17 protein-coding genes and 2 pseudogenes are annotated in these 18,690 nt (G+C 52.3%); 8 read left to right on the top strand and 11 right to left on the bottom strand.

Annotated elements, in window-relative coordinates; all coding sequences use genetic code 11:
* The 3 genes and pseudogenes from AB9F27_RS20720 to AB9F27_RS20710 form a co-directional block, all read left to right on the top strand.
* Positions 1-345 (top strand): hypothetical protein (locus tag AB9F27_RS20720; RefSeq protein ID WP_369758085.1); only part of this gene is annotated, 345 nt, incomplete at its 5' end.
* 32 nt (positions 346-377) lie between these two features.
* Positions 378-1,961: an arylsulfatase gene (locus AB9F27_RS20715; protein ID WP_369757088.1), complete on the top strand. Its 1,584-nt coding sequence runs from the start codon at positions 378-380 to the stop codon at positions 1,959-1,961.
* A gap of 180 nt (positions 1,962-2,141) precedes the next feature.
* A pseudogene (locus tag AB9F27_RS20710) lies at positions 2,142-2,754 on the top strand (IS6 family transposase).
* A 288-nt stretch (positions 2,755-3,042) separates the two neighbouring features.
* Here AB9F27_RS20710 and AB9F27_RS20705 read toward each other — a convergent pair.
* From AB9F27_RS20705 to AB9F27_RS20680, 6 genes are all read right to left on the bottom strand, one after another.
* Positions 3,043-3,327, bottom strand: a complete 285-nt coding sequence (locus AB9F27_RS20705; RefSeq protein WP_369758084.1) for a copper-binding protein — start codon at positions 3,325-3,327, stop codon at positions 3,043-3,045.
* Positions 3,328-3,354: 27 nt separating this feature from the next.
* Positions 3,355-3,828, bottom strand: coding sequence for a plastocyanin/azurin family copper-binding protein (locus tag AB9F27_RS20700; RefSeq protein WP_369758083.1), 474 nt, complete (start codon positions 3,826-3,828; stop codon positions 3,355-3,357).
* A 43-nt stretch (positions 3,829-3,871) separates the two neighbouring features.
* Positions 3,872-5,230, bottom strand: a complete 1,359-nt coding sequence (locus AB9F27_RS20695) for a multicopper oxidase family protein (RefSeq protein ID WP_369758082.1) — start codon at positions 5,228-5,230, stop codon at positions 3,872-3,874.
* 11 nt (positions 5,231-5,241) lie between these two features.
* On the bottom strand, positions 5,242-6,702 hold the full coding sequence (locus AB9F27_RS20690; RefSeq protein ID WP_369758081.1) for a TolC family protein: 1,461 nt from the start codon (positions 6,700-6,702) through the stop codon (positions 5,242-5,244).
* 310 nt (positions 6,703-7,012) lie between these two features.
* The gene (locus AB9F27_RS20685; RefSeq protein WP_369758080.1) at positions 7,013-7,354 is read right to left on the bottom strand and encodes a hypothetical protein; all 342 of its coding nucleotides are present in this window, start codon (positions 7,352-7,354) and stop codon (positions 7,013-7,015) included.
* Between the two features lie 203 nt (positions 7,355-7,557).
* Positions 7,558-7,692, bottom strand: coding sequence for a hypothetical protein (locus tag AB9F27_RS20680; protein WP_369758089.1), 135 nt, complete (start codon positions 7,690-7,692; stop codon positions 7,558-7,560).
* A 92-nt stretch (positions 7,693-7,784) separates the two neighbouring features.
* On the opposite strand from AB9F27_RS20680, the gene AB9F27_RS20675 reads away from it, so the two are divergent.
* From AB9F27_RS20675 to istB, 3 genes and pseudogenes are all read left to right on the top strand, one after another.
* Complete coding sequence (locus AB9F27_RS20675) at positions 7,785-8,900, top strand: IS110 family transposase (RefSeq protein WP_369758079.1); 1,116 nt, start codon at positions 7,785-7,787, stop codon at positions 8,898-8,900.
* Between the two features lie 321 nt (positions 8,901-9,221).
* Positions 9,222-9,491: a transposase gene (locus AB9F27_RS20670; protein ID WP_369758088.1), complete on the top strand. Its 270-nt coding sequence runs from the start codon at positions 9,222-9,224 to the stop codon at positions 9,489-9,491.
* Positions 9,464-9,988, top strand: a pseudogene (gene istB, locus AB9F27_RS20665) (IS21-like element helper ATPase IstB); the annotation flags it as partial. The gene AB9F27_RS20670 and the pseudogene istB, both read left to right, overlap by 28 nt.
* Positions 9,989-10,133: 145 nt before the next feature.
* On the opposite strand, the gene AB9F27_RS20660 reads toward istB, so the two are convergent.
* The 4 genes from AB9F27_RS20660 to AB9F27_RS20645 all read right to left on the bottom strand — a co-directional run bounded on the left by AB9F27_RS20660 (position 10,134) and on the right by AB9F27_RS20645 (position 14,431).
* Positions 10,134-11,399, bottom strand: coding sequence for a tyrosine-type recombinase/integrase (locus tag AB9F27_RS20660; RefSeq protein WP_369758078.1), 1,266 nt, complete (start codon positions 11,397-11,399; stop codon positions 10,134-10,136).
* 302 nt (positions 11,400-11,701) lie between these two features.
* A complete protein-coding gene (locus AB9F27_RS20655; protein ID WP_369758077.1) occupies positions 11,702-12,037 on the bottom strand; it encodes a helix-turn-helix transcriptional regulator in 336 nt (111 codons plus the stop codon).
* Positions 12,038-12,371: 334 nt separating this feature from the next.
* Positions 12,372-13,082, bottom strand: a complete 711-nt coding sequence (locus tag AB9F27_RS20650; protein WP_369758075.1) for a hypothetical protein — start codon at positions 13,080-13,082, stop codon at positions 12,372-12,374.
* Positions 13,083-13,255: 173 nt separating this feature from the next.
* Complete coding sequence (locus AB9F27_RS20645; RefSeq protein WP_369758074.1) at positions 13,256-14,431, bottom strand: tyrosine-type recombinase/integrase; 1,176 nt, start codon at positions 14,429-14,431, stop codon at positions 13,256-13,258.
* Positions 14,432-14,774: 343 nt separating this feature from the next.
* Here AB9F27_RS20645 and AB9F27_RS20640 point away from each other — a divergent pair, with 343 nt between their 5' ends.
* Positions 14,775-16,127, top strand: a complete 1,353-nt coding sequence (locus tag AB9F27_RS20640; protein ID WP_369758073.1) for a tyrosine-type recombinase/integrase — start codon at positions 14,775-14,777, stop codon at positions 16,125-16,127.
* Between the two features lie 321 nt (positions 16,128-16,448).
* On the opposite strand, the gene AB9F27_RS20635 is transcribed toward AB9F27_RS20640, so the two are convergent.
* Entirely contained in the window at positions 16,449-17,465 is a 1,017-nt protein-coding gene (locus tag AB9F27_RS20635) for a LacI family DNA-binding transcriptional regulator (protein ID WP_335586661.1), read from the bottom strand.
* A gap of 132 nt (positions 17,466-17,597) precedes the next feature.
* Here AB9F27_RS20635 and AB9F27_RS20630 point away from each other — a divergent pair, with 132 nt between their 5' ends.
* The gene (locus AB9F27_RS20630; protein ID WP_335586662.1) at positions 17,598-18,677 is read left to right on the top strand and encodes a sugar ABC transporter substrate-binding protein; all 1,080 of its coding nucleotides are present in this window, start codon (positions 17,598-17,600) and stop codon (positions 18,675-18,677) included.
* The last annotated feature ends 13 nt before the right edge of the window (positions 18,678-18,690 follow it).

The raw sequence follows: 18,690 nt of genomic DNA, 5'->3' as shown, positions 1-18,690 counted from the left end.
TTCATCCGTTGTCTGGCAGGCGATGCTGGCATCGCTGAGAGGAAAGGCCAGCGGTCACATGCACCGCGTCAACAGGCCGGACACATGACCGCAACCTGCAACGATCAAAATCAGCTCAAATCAATCCTTGCAAAACAGGGGCCGTCAACACATGACACCACCGTGGCGTGTGTAGGATATATTGCTCATTCAACCACAACTATCCGTCGCAAAGCTGATCGTCGAGTTAATGTGTCAATGCCATCGCCGCACAACATCTTGCGGCAAAATCGACGAGTTCATGCCATGGAAATTGCAGAAACAAACAGACAGGCAAGCAGATACCGTTTAGACTTAAAATCTTAAACCATCTTTTATTTGAAAAGGAACCATCAAAAATGTGGCAAAAACTTCATTTAAACTACTCGTCTTGGCGACCCGCGCAGGGAGCAGCAGTACTAGCTTGCGCAGTATCGCTTGCTTCTGCTGCTTGGGCACAGGACGAAAAACCAAATATCCTTGTGATCTGGGGTGACGACATCGGTCAGTCCAACATTTCCGCCTATACCAAGGGATTGATGGGGTATCGGACCCCGAACATCGACCGCGTTGCAAACGAGGGTATGATCTTTACCGATTACTACGCTGAGCAGTCCTGCACCGCCGGGCGTTCGTCCTTTATCATGGGCCAATCTGTTTTCCGTACGGGCCTGTCCAAAGTTGGTATGCCCGGTGCGGAACAAGGCATGCAGATCGAGGATCCGACGATTGCTGGTTTGCTTAAGGCGCAAGGATATGCGACCGGCCAATTTGGCAAAAACCACTTGGGCGATCAAGACGATATGCTGCCAACCAACCATGGTTTCGACCAATTCTTTGGCAATCTCTATCACTTGAATGCCGAAGAAGAACCGGAGCTGGAAGACTACCCAGATGATCCTGCGTTCAGAGAAGCCTATGGCCCACGGGGAGTTGTCAAGTCATCCGCCGATGGCACAATCGAAGATACAGGACCGCTGACTAAAAAGCGCATGGAAACTGTGGATGATGAAACCGTAGCTGCAGCGCTCGATTTCATCAAGCGTCAGGAAGAAGCCGACGTGCCATGGTTCGTGTGGTGGTCCGGAACGCGAATGCACTTCCGCACGCACGTTAAAGACGAGTTGCGCGGCGTGTCCGGGCAGGATGAGTATGCCGACGGCATGGTCGAACACGACATGCATATCGGTCAGTTCCTCGATCTTCTCGATGAACTTGGCATCGCGGAAGAGACCTTTGTGTTTTATTCAACCGACAATGGCCCGCATTTGAACAGCTGGCCTGATGCGGGCATGACGCCGTTCCGTGGCGAAAAGAACACCAACTGGGAAGGCGGGTGGCGTGTGCCTGCGATGGTCCGTTGGCCCAACAAGATTGAGCCGGGTTCTGTCTCCAACGCAATTATGCACCACATGGACTGGTTGCCGACCTTCGTTGCGATGGCCGGCGAACCAGAAATCAAGGAAAAGCTGTTGGAAGGCGTGACAGTTGCCGAAGTTGGCGGCGGTCGTGACTACAAGGTTCATTTGGACGGCTATAACACTCTGCCTTATCTGCTAGGCGAGGAAGAGGATACGCCTCGCAAAGAGGTGTTCTACTTCTCTGATGATGGTGACCTGACGGCGTTGCGCGTGAACGACTGGAAAGCGATCTTCCTTGAGCACCGCTATCCTCAGACCCTACAAGCTTGGGCCGAGCCATGGACCGAACTGCGCATTCCCTTGTTGTTCAACCTGCGTCGCGATCCGTACGAGCGCGCCAATGTGACGTCGAATACCTATTGGGATTGGTATCTGGACCACGTGTTCCTGCTGCTTCCCGCAGCAGAGTATGTGGGTCAGTTCCTCGCCACGTTCGAAGAATACCCGCCACGTCAGAAACCGGGTAGCTTCACCATCGGCGATGCAAAGGACAAGATCTTCTCCCAGATGGGATCCAAGTAAGAGATTTTGCAAACAACCGAGGCCGCCCTTAACCGGGGCGGCCTTTTTGAATTGAGTATGGCAAGAAAAAGTCGGTGAGGCACCGTCAGAGGAAATTCGCTTGAGGCGGGCAGGGCCAGCAACTAGCGTTTGGCCATGACAAAACGCTCCCTTTTCCCTTACTTCAAAACGAGCCCTTAGATTATACGCCTTGCGGTAAAGCTCTACGTCCGATTTCCGCTCTCACTTCGAAACGTAGAGGATTTACTCCACGAACGAGGGATTGACGTCAGCCACGAAAAAGTTCGGTTTTGGTGGAACAGGTTCGGGCCAATGTTTGCATCTGAGATACGGAAGAAACGAGTGGAACGATTGCGATCCTGGCCTCAATGGCAGTGGTACCTAGATGAGGTTTGTTTTGAAAGTAAACGGCGAACGTCACTACTTATGGCTAGCGGTCGATCATGAAGGTGAGGTGTTGGAAAGTTACGCCACCAAGCGCCGCGATGAGGGCACAGCCCTTAAATTTATGAAGAAAGCGATGAAACGGTATGGTCAGCCTGAGATTATAGTCACTGACAAATTTCGCTCATACGGCGCCGCGATGAAGGTGATTGGTAACGCGGCGAAACAGGAAACAGGACGCTGGAAAAACAATCGCGCTGAGAATTCACACTTGCCGTTCCGACGACGAGAGCGAGCGATTCACTGCTTTCGCCGAATGCGAAGTTTGCAGAAATTTGTTTCCGTTCACGCATCCGTTTTCAACCACTTCAATCAGGATCGCAGCCTATCGCAAAGAGTTCATTTCTAAGCCAATCGCAACGCGGCTCTTACTGAGTGGCGCGGCTTTTGTGCGGCATAAAAGGGCAGGGATCCTAGCCTAGCTGAGACGAGTTCGAATTAGTCTGACACCACCCACTACAGTCTTTGTCTTTGAGCGCATCTATCTGTCACGTTGGACCGCTCCACAGGCCGAAGGCGGACACTAGCGGACAGAAACAATCTCAGAAACCCGTTGGGAGCAAAGAGATGAATTCCTTGCTCCCAACTCAATTTGTGATCTGGAAGGGGGTATTTTTGCAGCCCCTAGAGCATTGACCTATTTAAGTTCAACGACAGTCAGCTTGCCGTTCACACGGTCGGCAACAAACTCTATCTCTTGGCCTTCCGCAAGTTGTGTGAGCATACCGTCATCGGAAACGCGAAACACCATAGTCATGGCGGGCATATCGAGATCGACGAGTTCCTCGTGAATGATCGTGATTTTGCCGACTTTGGTGTCGATTTTTTTGACTGTACCTTTGGTAAGAGTACCCGCGAGTGAGCCAGTTACTGTCAACATGAGTGCAATCGCAGTGGCCACAAGAGTGGTTGTAATTTTCATGGTAATTTTCCTATTTTTCAAGTTGGTTTAGTTTACGTTTACAGGGCCAAACATGCCCGATTCATAGTGTCCGGGGATCAAGCAGGCGAACTCGAAGGTGCCGGCGTTTGAAAACGTCCAGATGATCTCGCCGCTGGCACCTGCATCAAGGCGCACCGAATTTGGGTCGTCATGCTCCATGTCAATTTTCGCCATCAGTTCCTTGTGGGTCACGTTGCGCTCGACCGTATCGAGGACGAATTCATGCTCCGATTCCCCCATGTTGGTGATTTCGAGGCGCACGGTTTCGCCCTTGGCAAAGCTCAGTTCGGCAGGCTCGAACACCATGTCGCCATCATCGGTTTCTTTCATCGACACTTTGACGGTTCTGCTAACCTGTTCGGCCTCACCGGGGACGCCGATTTCCAATTGTTCACCGTGACCATCATTATGTGTGCCCGAGGCGAATCCGGGAGCGGCAAGCGAAAGAGAGGCAACAGTCGCAAGAAGTAGATTCTTCATTTTATTTTCCTGTTTGGTTTAGGGGATTAGCGATAAAGGCCAGTTAGCCCTTGGAGGTTGGTTTCGGGGTAATGCGTGTTTTGGCGTCATGGACCTCTGCGTAATCGGGCAGGGCACCGGTCCATTCGTAGGCCTGAGTTCCGGGAGGGTTTTCATACCAACCGGGGTCGCTGTAATCGTCGGCGTCGATCCCTTCGCGAACTTTCACAACCGAGAACATGCCGCCCATTTCAATCGGGCCATACGGCCCCCAGCCGGTCATCATCGGAATGGTGTTGTCGGGTAGGGGCATCTCCATGACCCCCATATCAGCCATTCCAGCAGTGCCCATCGGCGCGTATTCAGGCTGGAACTCGCGGATTTGTTTGGTCAGTTTGCGCTTATCGACGCCAATAAACGTTGGCACATCATGCCCCATCGCATTCATCGTATGGTGCGATTTATGGCAATGGATGGCCCAGTCCCCAAGATGCTCGGCGTCGAACTCATAGGCGCGCATCGCCCCCACAGGGATGTCGATAGAGACTTCGGGCCATTGCGCCGTTTCAGGAACCCAGCCACCATCGGTACAGGTCACCTTGAAGTCATAACCGTGCATGTGGATAGGATGGTTTGTCATGGTCAAATTACCAACCCGCACCCGTACCTTGTCGCCCCGATTAACCACAAGTGGGTCGATGTCAGGGAAAATGCGGCTATTCCACGTCCAGAGATTAAAGTCGGTCATCTCCATCACCCGTGGCACATAGGTTCCCGGATCAATGTCAAACGCGTTGAGCATAATCAGGAAATCGCGATCCACGGGCATGAAAGCGGGGTCCTTGGGATGCACGATAAACATGCCCATCATCCCCATCGCCATTTGCACCATCTCATCGGCATGTGGGTGATACATAAAGGTGCCTGATTTCGTTAAGTCGAACTCATAGACATAGGTTTTTCCAGGTGGAATCCCTGGGTGGCTAAGGCCGCCAACCCCGTCCATCCCAGAGGGCAAAATCAGCCCGTGCCAATGCACTGTGGTATGTTCGGGCAACCTGTTGGTGACAAAAATCCTGACACGATCGCCTTCAACGGCTTCGATTGTCGGGCCCGTGGATTGGCCGTTATACCCCCACAAATGCGCGGTCATGCCCTCGGCCAGTTCGCGCTCGACGGGTTCCGCCACCAGATGGAATTCCTTGACGCCGTTGTTCATACGGTGCGGCAAAGTCCAACCATTGAGGGTGACAACGGGGTTGTAATCTGGCCCACTTGAAGGGCGTGGCGTGATCTGGGTTGCCGCGCTTTCCATCACGGCGGCTTCTGGTAGGCCCATGTTAGAAGTCTGTGCCCAAGTTTTCGAGGACACCAAGGCCGCGCCCGCAGCACCAGCCCCCAGCAATTGTCGTCTGTTCAACATATCAAACCCTTTCAATGTCCTGCGCCACCGCTTGCAGCAATTTCCATACCCTCACCACCAGCCGCAGAGCCTGATCCGCCGCCGTAAATCGCGGCTGTCACATTGGCCTGTGCCAACCAGAAGTCGCGTTTGGCATTTGCTGCCTCAAGCGAACTCGCCAGTTTTTCGCGCACGTCTGTGAGCAGTTCAAAAGTGTTGGTGATCATGCCGTTGTAACTCAGCAATCCTTCCTCCTCGATTGTGGTGCGGAGGGGCACCACAACATCGCGATAGTGACGTGCGATTTCATAGGAGAAATGATAGGAAATCTCGGCGCTGCGGGCTTCAGAACGGACGTTGACTGCGCGTTCCGCCAGCGTATTCGCCGCCCGCATATAGCTCAGTTCTGCGGTGCGCATCCGTGCGGCACCCGTGTCAAAGATCGGGATTGCGAACTCCAACTCAAACTGTGGGCGCGTGCTGGTATCCGTGACACCATTCTCGCTTTCGCGCTCAGATTCAAACCCTGCAATCAACTCAAGGTCTGTTACCAAACGGGTCTGATCCGTCAGGCCAAAGGCACGGGCCTGAGCTTCCAAACCAACTTTGGCAACTTTCAAATCCACCCGATTGGCCAAGGCTGCTTTTTCAATCGATGCGATCCAAGGCTTCGATTTTGGCAGCGGTGGCAGCGCGTCTGGCACATAGTAATTGGCGTCTGCTCCCCAGAGGCCCATTAGTCGCGTGAGGTCCTCTTTGGCCAGTGTCGCTTCAAGCTTGGCCTTGGCAACTTGTCCTGCCAATTCCGCGTTGAACGCAAATTCTCGCGCCTGACCCGCTTTGTTTAACGCGCCAGTTTTGCCCAGTTGTTCCGCCAGTTCCGACCCTGCGGCGGCGGCCTCGCCGGCACGTCGCAGATAGCTTAGGGTTTCAAACGCTGCGACCGCATTGATCCATGCCACTCTGGTTTGATTGGCCAACGCCAAAGTATCATTCACCGCACTCAATTGTGCTTGCTGATATCGTGCATCCGCCACAGCCATCCGCTGTTTGCGAGTTTTGGCATCCAGCAGGTTAAACGCGACCATTGTTTCCAATGTCTTGTAAAGGCCCAGTTCAGGCGCTCCAACTCCAAATAACCCTAATGAAACGATGGGGTTTTCGGGTGTCGATTCCTGCCAAGCTTCGGCAGCAGACAGACCCACTTCAGCATAAGAAGATTGCAAACCTTTGTTGTTGAGCAACGCTGCCTGTACCGCAGTCTCCACCGAAATGGTCTTTTTCTGAACCATGCCGCGCACTTCTTGGGCAAGCGCGTCGTTCTCGGATTTCGTTTGTGCAAAAGCAGTGCGTTTGCCGATGGCCCCCGAAGTTTGGTTGGAAACCGCCATGAAACCAACTTTGGAATCTGTATATTTGTCAGGGACATTTTGTGCGCACGCCGCAAGGATTACGGGGGTCACCAAGAGGATCGTCCATTTTCGATGTCTCATTCGGCTGCCTCCGATTGAGCATCATTCAATGATCGCCAGGACTGGGGATCACTTGGGGAATAAGCTTGGAACCCTGCGAAGAGGTTGGATTGATCTAGGGTGCGCAGGGGAGCGGATTGCGCGGACGTTTGAGTTTGCGAGGTCACATCGGGCAGCGGTGTTGACTCCGCACTGCACGCGCCAAGTGCCAGAGCGAATGCTCCGAACAACAATTGAATTTTCATTTGATTTTACCTGAGATAGGGAAGCATAAAGCCAACGCAAAGTTACGTTAGCAAACATCAAAAACTGCCAGAAGCAGCCCTATGTCTCAGGTGTTTGGTGGGCGCAGAAAGTCGTGATCGTCGTGTGAGCGTAAAGCCGGATGAATCAGTTGAACGTGGTAGTCCTTCAGGATGTTGCTCGTCGACGGCTCATGCTCGAAAAAAAACACCATCGTGCAAACTTCCTGACAACAATTGCACGCGTGTTCGCTCTTGTGATCGCTTTCTTCCGAGGCGGCCATCGTATCAACGATATTGGATGTGGTATGTAGGTCCATGAACGCATGCGTTGCCGCCGGCAGCGATACAAAAATAGCAACCAATAGGACTAGCAAAGTACCAATCCGGATTAGTTCATTTTTGAGCATTTTAAACACCATGTCTGGCATTTGAATAATATCCTGATTTTAGTCAATAGCATAAATGCGACTGGAGTTACTTGTCACAAAATATTGTTCAACCACACGAAATTGACTCTGATTTATGCTGCTCCATCGTCGCAGAGGAACAGCTCAGATCTAAGGCTAGAACGGTGGCACATTTGTGCGAACTCAAGTTAGGGAGCTATGCCCAAAAGTTGGTGACGGCGTAATCAGGCGGCAAGTTGAGCTTCTTTGATACCGTCCTTGAAGGCAATCCCCTGAATGATTTCTGGCAGTCGATGGGCACCGTCCGGTTTGCGCCATTTTCCTTTTGTCGACATCATCAATTTGAAGTAAGACCGCATGTCTTTTGCAGGGCAGTTTAGTGCGGTGAGGTTTTATGCTTACCTCCAGTTGGGCTAAACATTGTGTTGCCCTTCATTTTTGGAGGATTTCTATGAATAGCAAAGAGAAAGCAGTTTTCGTTGGGCTTGACGCGTCCAAAGCCACATTAGCGGTTTCGGTTGCAGATGATGGCAGAGACGGTGAGATACGGGATTGGGGGGCTATTTCTACTGCCCCCAGCTCTGTCGATAGGTTCCTCAAGAAATTGGCAGCGCGGTTCGACCGAGTCGAAATTTGCTACGAGGCGGGGCCAACTGGTTATGGGTTGTATCGCCAGATCACAGCCTTTGGGTTCACCTGCTATGTGATAGCTCCCTCTTTGATCCCGGTGCGTCCGGGTGAACAGATCAAAACGGATAGGCGGGATGCGGAACGCCTTGCGCGTCTTCTTAGAGCGGGCGAGTTGACGCCAATTTGGGTGCCTGACGAGACCCATGAAGCGATGCGGGATTTGGTGCGGGCACGCGACAGCGCGGCGCAGGATCAGCGCCACAAGCGACAACTGATCTCGGCGTTTCTTCTGCGACATGGGCGGATTTATTATCGCACCAAACCCTGGAAAATGCGCTACCGACGTTGGTTGCAGCGACAGTCCTTTGATCACCCTGCGCAGCAGATAGCTTTGCAAGAGATGGTTCTGGCCGAACGCCATGCTGTGGAACGGGTTGGGCGGTTAACGGCTTGTATTGAGGAACTGGTGCCAGACTGGAAATTAGGGCCGGTTGTTGAGGCGTTGCAGGCGTTGCGCGGTGTCGCCTTGATCAGTGCAGTGACATTCATGTCCGAGATTGGTGATGTGCGCCGGTTTGAGAACCCACGCAAACTGATGGCCTATCTGGGTTTGGTGCCAAGCGAATACTCAACGGGACAAACAACCAAACGCGGCGGGATCACCAAGGCGGGAAATTCCAGGGTTCGGCGGACGCTTGTCGAGGGGGCTTGGACGTATCGTTTCCCATCAAAGATCGGGGAAAAGAAGCTTTACGTTTTGCAAAAATTACCGCCAGAGATTCAGGACATCGCTTGGAAGGCGCAATCAAGGCTGACAGCACGGTATCGGCGGCTTAGCCAACGGGGCAAAAAGAAAACAGTGATCACGACCGCCATTGCACGCGAGCTTTCAGCGTTCATGTGGGACATCGCCCGTAGGACAATGCCCGTGTCCTAATCAGCACCATCTTCCGCGCTCATTGGCGGGGACGAGATCACGGCAGGGGAATATCCGGCACCGCTTTGTGGCCAACAAAAGTTGACGCCCGATGTAAGACAGGAATAGCCCCGAGACGCACACGCGGTCATGCGGTATCCAATCCGCGCATCAGAGCTTGTTCACCGACGTCTTCAGATCTCGTTCCCACCAATGGACGCTATATAATCCTTCGCCTGAACCAACGGGCTCTTTAGTACGTCAAAATCATTGACAAAAGACATCAGAGCGGTGCGCGGCCCCCACCTTCCTTGTGATCCCCTAATCTGCGCTTCAGTCCTGATGGATGGATTATTAGGGAGTGTCTCCATGGAGCGCTCAACGGAGTTTCTCAGTAACATTGATATGATAGTGGGGCCGCGTGATCATCGTCGGTGGCCAGATGCGGTGAAAGCGCAAATCGTGGCCGAGACGTTAGTGGAGGGTGTATCGGTGGGCGCCGTGGCACGGCGGTATGATATGCGGGCCAATCATTTATCGGAATGGCGGCGCATGGCACGGGAGGGAAAGCTGGTTCTGCCTGCTTTGACTTCAAAATCATGCCCAGTTTGAACAAACCCCTGACCATGGATTTGGCTCGATGTGATTATATCGATCGCAGAGAAAACATTATCGAGCTGGGACCCTCAGGTACAGGCAAGACCCACATCGCTTTAAGGCTTGGATTGGCCGCGTGCTAAAGAGGGTTGAAAGTACGCTTCACGACAGCGGCAGCCTTGGTGCATGATCTGATTGAAGCCCAGGATGAGAGGAGATTGCAGCGGCTGCAAAAGCAACTGACAAGCCAGAACCTGTTGATTATCGATGAATTGGGATTTGTGCCCCTCAGCAAATCTGGTGCGGAACTCCTCTTCGAGGTGATATCCCATTGCTACGAACGCGGCTCAATTATAATCACTTCGAACCTGCCTTTCGATGAGTGGACCGAAGTCTTTGGTACCGAACGGCTCACAGGCGCGCTGCTGGATCGTTTGACCCATCACGTCCATATCCTGGAGATGAATGGCGAGAGTTACCGGTTCAAACATAGCCGTAAGAGCCGCCAATAACCAAAACACATCAAGTTCAGAACAATGTCGGCCCAAGGACCAACATGCGCTTTGGCACGCGTTAGCTATATGAGGGCACACGCACCAAAGCATAGTATAAACAATAACTTAGTGGAGAAATACCCCGCCGCGACTTGGATCCTTTTCACTCTGCGATTGACACTTTCCGAAAGCGCGTTAGGAGGCCCTCAATCAGCATTTGTTCATCTTTTGATAGCTCCAAGGTATTGCCCGGCTTATTTTCTTCGATGCTTTCTAGGACTTCGGCGCGTTGGACATCTGAGAATCTCGCATAATGCGTCTCGGTGATGCGCTCGTGTTCATGCCCCATGTTTTCGGACCAAGCTTTACGTTGCTTATGTGTCAGGTGTTTTGCATCCCGCGCCCCACTGATTGCGTGTTTAGAGTCATGTGGTGTGTATTTGATTCCACTGGTTTGGGATGCCCGTAAAAACGCGTCGGACGCTGCGTGTTTCGTCGACATCACAGGAATAGGCGCGCGGCCCACTTTCTGCACCTTTTGAGGGTCTCCAAGCCACGTTGAACTTGGAAATAACGGATCTTGCTGTCTGAAGCCTTTTTCCGTTAAGATCTGCGCCCACGCGATGACCTCATTCTCGAATATTTTAGGTATTGGGAACCAAGTAATATATGCGCTTTTGCCGTTTTTAGATCTAACAGCGGTTCCATCTTGGATAATACGTCGATTTGGTATGTCAAAGTGCTGGATTTTTAGCGACACCAAAGTATCAGCACGCAGCGCGCCAAGAAACGCGAGAGCAAATAGAGCACGCGCCCGCCTATCGTTAATCGTTCTGGAGGGCATATTGAACAGCATTTCCTCGGTTTCTCCGATTGTTGGGTATGCCTTTACTGCGCGCGGCAGTGCTGCAGAAAAGGTGGCCCTTGGCAGTTTGCAATAGTCAGGGAGGTCCTTTGGGAGGCGCTTGAAGCCATCCTGTTTCAAGAGCCACTCAAAGAATGCTGCGAGGTGTGAGGCAATGTGCTTGATCGTCGAAGGCGATAGCCGACCCTCTGCATCCGCGCGGGCGCGCCGTTTTAAATCGTTCCGTACCTTGGAGAGATCTTCGACCGTGAAGCTGCTGAAGTCTTTTCCTTCCGTTATGTTTTCGCAAAAACGAATGGCGGAAAGGTGCCGATCTACAGTCTTGTCGTCGTATCTATTTGCGTAGATCAGCCAGTTGTAAATAATTCTGTCATTCGCAAACCAAGGGGCTGGCGCGTTGTTGTCCTCTTTGATCCAAATACCACCGGGGACTTTGCTGTTAGCTTCGTGTAGTTGGTCCTTGGTGGTATTTGGATTGCGACAATCCTCAATAATGTCGCAATCTGTCGCAGATGGTATCTTGTGGATGTGGGCGGAACAGTCGGGACACACAGCAGAATACATGTGCTTCCCTGTTTTGAGAGAGACATCGCGAACCGTTTCAATTGCGGGAAATACAGCGGCTTTGCACCCAGTGCACTTGAACTCCCCTGGCCTAAGATTGATCTTCAATCGGTCCTGTCTTTGCTTATGAAAATGGCGAACGGCGGCACCTTGAAAACGATAGGGTCGATGGCGGTCTGATGGGATTAATCCTTCTCCAACCCAGTTCGACACCGTATTTGCCGAGGTATTGTAGAGCGCCATGAGATCCTCAACAGAATAGACGCGGTGCTTTTTGACGAACACTCCCTTGTAAGAACGGGTCACGACACACCTCCAGCCATCTTTATTTCGGGCTGAAGCGGTCTTTTCTCCGCCTGTATCGTTTCAAAACGCACGAGATCACTGACTTTCCAGCGCGTAGTTCCTGGGGTGGTTTTTATGGGGTATGGAAATCCCGACACCTTGTCGACCCAACGCCAGATGGTCGCGCGCGACACGCTAAAACGTGCGGCAACTTCTTGGTCTGACAAATAGGTTTCCGGACACAAGGTGCATACTACGCCGGGTTTGCAGGTTTGATCGGTGTTGGGTGCTGCGGGCTTAGAGTTATCCGTTGAGAAAAGGTCGAGCTGAATCGATGTTTTCATTTTGGGCATAGGATATCCCCCCGTGCAGCTGGATCTATCCGCTGCGCATCTACCCAGACATTTAAATCGCTCCCACGATAAATGATCTTTCGACCAAGGCGGTAGTACGCCGGGCCCATGCCTTTGTGTCGCCATTGAGCGAGTTTTTCTCGATCCCCAAGGATCTCGAGGTCTGGATCGCCAAGGACATATGTTCGGCCTTGATCGAATAGTTTGGGTAACATCTGAGTTTCTCCGATTTGTTTCGGTCCTCAGAACTGACTTGATTGCCCCCGTTTTTGGAAGTCTGACAAAAATGACAAAAGTAAAAATCTTTTTGTCGCGGTAAATCCATTGATTTTGTTCAATAATTTTTTGGACAATTTTTCATGCGCTGTAATGTCCTCTCGGAAACCTGAATTCCAAAGGTAATAGAAAGGTCTCTGCGTACAACTTTCCACGGACCTGAATGACCATTTGGATTGAGTGCGCAATAAGCTTCGTAGGCCAGCTCAAGTTTCCGGGGCCGACCTGGACTAACGTTGTCGAAAGTAGAACTCGGACCCAACTGCTTGAGAAACTCTGGGTTTTTAATGTGGGACGTGCGCCATTTGGCGGCATGCGCCTTGTGAAGGCAAAACGCGCGGCCCAAAAAATGTGTAAAAATGGTTTTGATATAGTGTTCGTCGATGACGTCTTCAGCCCAAGGAGGGGTCTCAGTGGGCACGACAAAACGTGCGCGTTCAAAGGTAAAGGGCAGCGTATGGAATTGCTCTTGTTTTAAGCTCTCCAAAGCGAGCTTTGAAGAAATTGGAGCGGGATAGATTTGTTGCCAAGCTTTTGTCTCTCCATAGGGATGAGGCCAAGGTGTGAATCTCTCCGATCCCATCCTTCTGAGCCAAGAGCCGTCTTCTCCTGCTTCGCTCGGATCGTTCGCAATGACGGTACTCTCAAAAACTGTCGCCTTCAGAAATAGGCTGGACCCGCTCAAACCAACGGTCGGTTGGATGCTACTGATAAGACCATCAGCGGATGCGAGAAAATGTGGGAAGGTGTCGAGCGTTGAAAGGAACACGTCCTCGGTAAAATCTAGCGGAGAGCCAAACTCGTTTTTAGAGCTAAATCCTTCCTCCCAATATTTTCCACGGGCACGGGGCAGAGTGAAACACCATGGCGTTCAAAGAACTCCCGCCACAGCTTAGCCAGTGGGACGTAGTCAGGGGGGCAAAACATCACGTGTCCTTTGCTCTAGGTTTGATTTGAGGTCGCGAACTGGGACCACTGCTTCATTAAGGCGCGCCGTTTCTCTAGTAGATCAGAGCGAGCATAGGCCCGCTCCACATTGTTTCCAACTTTGTGCGACAGGCTTTTTTCGGCAACTTCGTGCGGTACATTGGCCACTTCAGAGACCCAGTCGCGGAAAGCGGAGCGGAAGCCGTGAACGGTGACGCCCTCAACTCCCATACGACGCAGGAGCATTAACATCGCCATATTAGAGAGAGGCCTGTGCCGCTTCTGACCTTCAAATACAAAATCGGACTGCATGGTTTTCAGGGGCTCAATAATTGCCAGCATTTCATCCGTGAGAGGAACACGATGGGCGTCGCCTGTCTTCATCCGCTCTTCCGGGCAGGTCCAAAGACAAGCGTTAAAATCCAATTCCGCCCAGCGCATGCCGAGCACTTCGCCAGTGCGCGATCCAGTAAGGCAGGTGAACATCAACGCCTTCGCCGCCATTGCATTGCGGTGCGAGAGGTCCGCGTAGAACGCTGGAACGTCCTGCCAGCCCATGGCTTTGTGATGCTTTGGTTTGGTCTTCACTTTGGGCAGAACCTGCGCGTCTTTAATGGCCGTTACGGGGTTTTCTCCTGACCGGAACCCTTTGGACTTTGCCACATCCAGCACAACTTTGATGCGCTGCGACAACCGTCGTGCGGTTTCATGCTTTTCGGTCCAAATGGGTGCGAGGCACATCATCACTTCGGGCTGATCAATACTATCCACAGGCATGCGCCCGATCTTTGGGAACGCGTAGTCGCGCAGGGTGTTGATCCATTGTTGTCCGTGTTTGGGGTTTTTCCATGTGGGCAAGCGGTCGATATGCACCTGCTGGGCAATTTCTTCAAAAGTCGGGATCTCGCGCTTGGCGTTAAAGCGAGGGTTTAGGCCCTGCTTAGCCATCCGGCGGTATTCTAATGCGCGATCTCGAGCTTGGTTCAGCGTGACGATATCCGCACCGCCCAACCCAAAATCCGTACGCAACGGTCCACCCACTTTATTTTTCTGCCCCTTAACGACAACCCGAACGATCCAGCGTCGCGCACCAGAAGGGTCCACAACAAGGTAGAGGCCACCACCGTCGCCATGCCGCCCAGCGCCGAGGTTCTCAACTAGTTTCTTGGTTAGCTTGCCATATAGGGCCATCTAAAAAATACCACGTTATGTACCACTCAAGGAAAGTGTGCAGGGGTAATCGAAAGAAATCCAACAAAAAGAGAGAGTCGCTTTAAGTCCAATCAAATAAACGAAAAAAGTCGCCCAAGGCGACCCATTGAAATTAGACAAAAATGTATAATGGCGGAGAGACAGTCCGCCATCATTACGTTTCATCTGATGACACCCTGTATGAAGGTGCATGCCTTCCTCTTTTAAAACAATCATTTATTGATGTAGTGCGCACCATAGGGTAACAATTCGTTTCATCCAATCTCACGCCTAATGTGGGTCTAGATGTGGGGCTGATGCTTCATGAAGGGAGCGATTATCAATGCTAACGGATGCTAAGGCGCGCAAAATTCAGGCCAGCGGGAAACCCCTCGCCGTTGGCGGGGCGACAGGTTTGTACCTTCGTCCTGGGAAATCGAATGGTGCCGGGAAATTCACGATGCGGTTTGTATCCCCGGAGACCCAAAAGCGCCGCGATATGGGGCTTGGGAGCTATCCGGCGGTGAGTATTTTATCGGCGCGCAAATCCGCCTTTGAGGCACGTGAACTAATTGCCCAAGGCATCGACCCCATCGAGGAGTGCAAAAGGAACCGTGGTACAGACGTTGACGATGGCCGCACCCCGAGTTTTGAAGAAGCGTGCCAACGCGCTTATGCCGATATTGCCCCGTCGTTTAAAAACAAGAAACACCGGGACCAGTGGATCAATACTTTGCTTACCTACGCGTGCCCAGAGATTGGTCATATGCCGGTGGATGAGCTCAAAACAGCAGACTTCGCGCGCGTTCTGAAGCCGATTTGGTTGTCAAAGCCGGAAACCGCCAGCAGGGTTAGGCAACGATGCGAACGCGTTATGACATGGTGCTTGGCGCATGAGTTTGCCCCGACAAATCCAGTCTCAGCCGTCTCGGCCCTGCTTCCCAAGCAAAAGAGCAAGCGCGACCGCGTTGAACATTTCCCGTCTGTTGCTTGGCGAGATCTCCCGAATGTAGCAAATCAATTGTTTGCGGGCGACGGTTTGAGCGTTGGGAAACAAGCGCTCATGTTCGTCATTTTGACTGGTACCCGCTCCGGTGAGGTGCGCGGCTTGACTTGGGATGAGATCGATTTCGACACTCGAGTTTGGACGTTGTCCGCCCAGCGCATGAAGAAGGGAAAGCAACATCGCGTGCCCCTGTCAACTCAGGCCCTCGAGGTTCTGGAGGCGCGGCAGGGGTTTTCGCATGAAGGGCCGTGGGTATTTTCGTCTCGTGGCACGGTTCCGGTGAGCGACATGACGATGACCAAAGTTTTGCGGGACAACAAAATCGAGAGTGACTCTCCTGGACGTATTGCGACAGTTCACGGTTTTAGATCGAGCTTGCGGGATTGGGCCTCAGAGCATCAATACTCAAAGGATCTCGCGGAACGTGCGCTGTCCCATGCTGTAAAAAGCGCCACCGAAGCGGCATATCACAGGACGGATTTGCTAGAGCAACGGCGGCCGATGATGCAGGCTTGGGCGGACTATTGCTTTGGGTCACAGCATTTGGGGTACGCGTTCAAGATGCCGCCCAAAGATCAACCGAAGAAGACAACCATGAGCAACAAGAAGAACACCAACCATCCCCAGCGCTTACGGATGGCTGCTATCACTGCACAAACAAGGACGATAAAACTCATGAAGCGCATCTAGCATGCTTCCCGTTTGTTTGTTTAAGGGCCGGAAGCGGAAGTCCCTGCCAAAATCGGAAACTTCATCGATGTTCATGTGCAGCATTCGACACTAAGGGCGGAGAGCGGACCTTCGCTGCAGTCAGCACCGAGGTCTGCTTTGCGGACAAAGCGCCATTTTAGTGACGTTGTAAGCAAGTCTGCTTTACTGCCCTTTTCCGACATTCAACATGGATTGCACATAAGTTGTATACCATCAGGCCTCACTACTATTACCAAGCGAGCAATTCTGTCCGTTCCTCACATGGCGAGTAAAAAAGCAAGAGGTCTCACCTTCGATGGTTCAGCAGCTTTGCCCGACACTCAACTCAAAGCCCAAATCAACCAATTTCGGCGCGATGCTCGCATCAGCCTCGCCTTGCATTGCTAAAAGCTGTCCTGCCTGCAAGCCAATTTCATAGCGAGGCGTCCTTATCGTTGTCAGTTGGATTGGCAGCGCATCAAGGTAAGGCAACCCATTGAATCCTGCCATCGCGATGTCTTCGGGGATGCTGATGCCTTCGGTGAGGCAATGCATGATGCCACCTGCTGCCAAATCATCATTGGAGTAGTAAATCGCGTCCGGGCGGTCGGTGGAGGACAGGATCTCTGCTGTCATTTTACGCCCTTCCACCATTGAGGACGGCAGTGAACTGATGATTTCGGATATCATTGCACCTCCTGCCTCGCGCACCTTCTGGCGGAATCCTTCAAGGCGTTTACCGGCCCGCAGATCGGAGCCACTCTGGCTTCCTGCATAAATGAACCGACGGTGACCTTTGTCCAACATATGTTGGGCTGTGACCTGCCCGGCGGCGATTTGCGACAGCCCGAACGCGGTCGAGATTGGTTTACCATCAATATCCATGACTTCGGCAACGCGTACGCCAGACGCAGCAATCGCTTGTCTGGTTTGGTCGGAATGTTCCAGCCCAGCCAATACGATGCCGGATGGACGCCACGACAGCAAGTCTCGCACTAATTCATACTCGCGATCTTCGGAATATTCGGTCAAACCAAAGACAGGACGAAAGCTTTGCGCTGTCAAAGCGTCAGTAATGCCGCGCAAAACTTCTGTGAACACTGTATTGCCAAGTGTCGGAAGGACAACGGCGATCAAAGACGATTGTTCAGAACGAAGCCCGCGCGCCAACCGGTTTTGCACATAGCCAATTTCAGCGGCCGCAGCATTCACCTGATCGCGCACTTTACTTGAAATATAGCCCTTTCCGTTCATGACACGTGAGACTGTCATCTGGCTTACACCTGCACGGTCAGCGACATCATCCATTGTCGGGCGCGCTGTTTTCTGGTCCGGCAAATCCAGTCTCCATTCGTAAAAAGTCGGGTGCAATCGTTAGAATCACTTGACATATGTTTACGTAAACATGTTTGTTAAGCTATATGTTTACGTAAACATACTCAAAATAGTGGAACTCTGGGAGGAGACCGAATGAAAAATCTTATGCTGGGAACTGCGTTGGCGGCACTTGTTGCTTCACATGCATCCGCAGAAACTTACCGTGCAGAGTGTTTTGCGCCTGCGCCGGGAAGCATTACAATTCAGGGTGAGGCCAAGGATGGGCCTTACAAAATGGCGTTTGTGAACGGATTTGCCGGGAACGATTGGCGCATCGCAGCTATTCAGGCATCTAAGGCTTGGGCCGCACGCCCAGAGAACGCTGCAAACATCGAAGAGTTCACGGTCGTATCCGTAGGTAACGACAGCGCAGCACAAATCGCAGCCATCGATAACTTCATTGCCGCTGGATATGATGCGATCACTTTCATCGCCGTCAACCCGAGCGCGTTTGAGCCAGTGATCCGCAGGGCTGCACGCCAAGGCACTGTCCTTGTTCCATTCGACAACGTTTTGGACACCGATCAGGTCGTACAGATCAATGAAAGCCAGCTGGAATTGGGCCGCCTCAAGGCGCAGGCCGTTATGGATGAACTTGGCGGAACTGCCGACAAGATCCTGATGGTGAACGGGCTTCCTGGTAATGCCACAGACCGCGATCGCCGCCTTGGCATGATGAGTGTGCTTGAGAATGTCGAAGGTCTTGAGATCGTCGAGGTTGTTGGCAACTGGGACACTGGCACGAGCCAAAAAGTTGTCGCCGACGCGCTTGCAACACACGGCCAATTTGATGCGGTCGTTTCTCAGCATGGATCCGCAGGTACCATCAACGCAATGCAAGCCGCTGGGCATCCGATTGTTCCCATGGGCGTGGACGGCGAGAATGGCGTTCGCATGCTGATGGACGAACTTGATATCCCCGGCATTTCAGCCGCTCAGGCACCTGCTATGTCCGCTGTGGCCCTTGAGGCCGCCGTTGCATTGCTGCAAGGAAACGCACTGCCACAAACAGTGTTCCTGCCGATCCCGCAACTGAATGCCGCAGACCTTGAAGCCGGTGTGAACTTCTTTCCGGAGCTGCCGAAGTCGTTCAACACAGGCACAGGTTTCCCTGATTGCTTTGCGCCCTTCACACCTGAAGAGCTGCTTGGTCAATCCGCTGATAACACCTGATAGTGGTGAAATT

This window comes from Falsihalocynthiibacter sp. CO-5D18 (assembly GCF_041205445.1).
Lineage (GTDB): Bacteria > Pseudomonadota > Alphaproteobacteria > Rhodobacterales > Rhodobacteraceae > Falsihalocynthiibacter > Falsihalocynthiibacter arcticus.
Note: the sequence above shows the minus strand (reverse complement) of the source record. Positions and strands in the feature narration are given on the sequence as shown.

Excerpts from the sequence above, each read along its gene's own strand:
- AB9F27_RS20685 (WP_369758080.1), bottom strand. The coding sequence starts at position 7,354 with ATGCCAGACATGGTGTTTAAAATGCTCAAAAATGAACTAATCCGGATT.
- AB9F27_RS20640 (WP_369758073.1), top strand. The coding sequence starts at position 14,775 with ATGCTAACGGATGCTAAGGCGCGCAAAATTCAGGCCAGCGGGAAACCC.
- AB9F27_RS20675 (WP_369758079.1), top strand. The coding sequence starts at position 7,785 with ATGAATAGCAAAGAGAAAGCAGTTTTCGTTGGGCTTGACGCGTCCAAA.
- AB9F27_RS20645 (WP_369758074.1), bottom strand. The coding sequence starts at position 14,431 with ATGGCCCTATATGGCAAGCTAACCAAGAAACTAGTTGAGAACCTCGGC.
- AB9F27_RS20695 (WP_369758082.1), bottom strand. The coding sequence starts at position 5,230 with ATGTTGAACAGACGACAATTGCTGGGGGCTGGTGCTGCGGGCGCGGCC.
- AB9F27_RS20715 (WP_369757088.1), top strand. The coding sequence starts at position 378 with ATGTGGCAAAAACTTCATTTAAACTACTCGTCTTGGCGACCCGCGCAG.
- AB9F27_RS20705 (WP_369758084.1), bottom strand. The coding sequence starts at position 3,327 with ATGAAAATTACAACCACTCTTGTGGCCACTGCGATTGCACTCATGTTG.
- AB9F27_RS20690 (WP_369758081.1), bottom strand. The coding sequence starts at position 6,702 with ATGAGACATCGAAAATGGACGATCCTCTTGGTGACCCCCGTAATCCTT.
- AB9F27_RS20630 (WP_335586662.1), top strand. The coding sequence starts at position 17,598 with ATGAAAAATCTTATGCTGGGAACTGCGTTGGCGGCACTTGTTGCTTCA.
- AB9F27_RS20680 (WP_369758089.1), bottom strand. The coding sequence starts at position 7,692 with ATGCGGTCTTACTTCAAATTGATGATGTCGACAAAAGGAAAATGGCGC.
- AB9F27_RS20660 (WP_369758078.1), bottom strand. The coding sequence starts at position 11,399 with ATGTATTCTGCTGTGTGTCCCGACTGTTCCGCCCACATCCACAAGATA.
- AB9F27_RS20655 (WP_369758077.1), bottom strand. The coding sequence starts at position 12,037 with ATGCCCAAAATGAAAACATCGATTCAGCTCGACCTTTTCTCAACGGAT.
- AB9F27_RS20670 (WP_369758088.1), top strand. The coding sequence starts at position 9,222 with ATGGATGGATTATTAGGGAGTGTCTCCATGGAGCGCTCAACGGAGTTT.
- AB9F27_RS20700 (WP_369758083.1), bottom strand. The coding sequence starts at position 3,828 with ATGAAGAATCTACTTCTTGCGACTGTTGCCTCTCTTTCGCTTGCCGCT.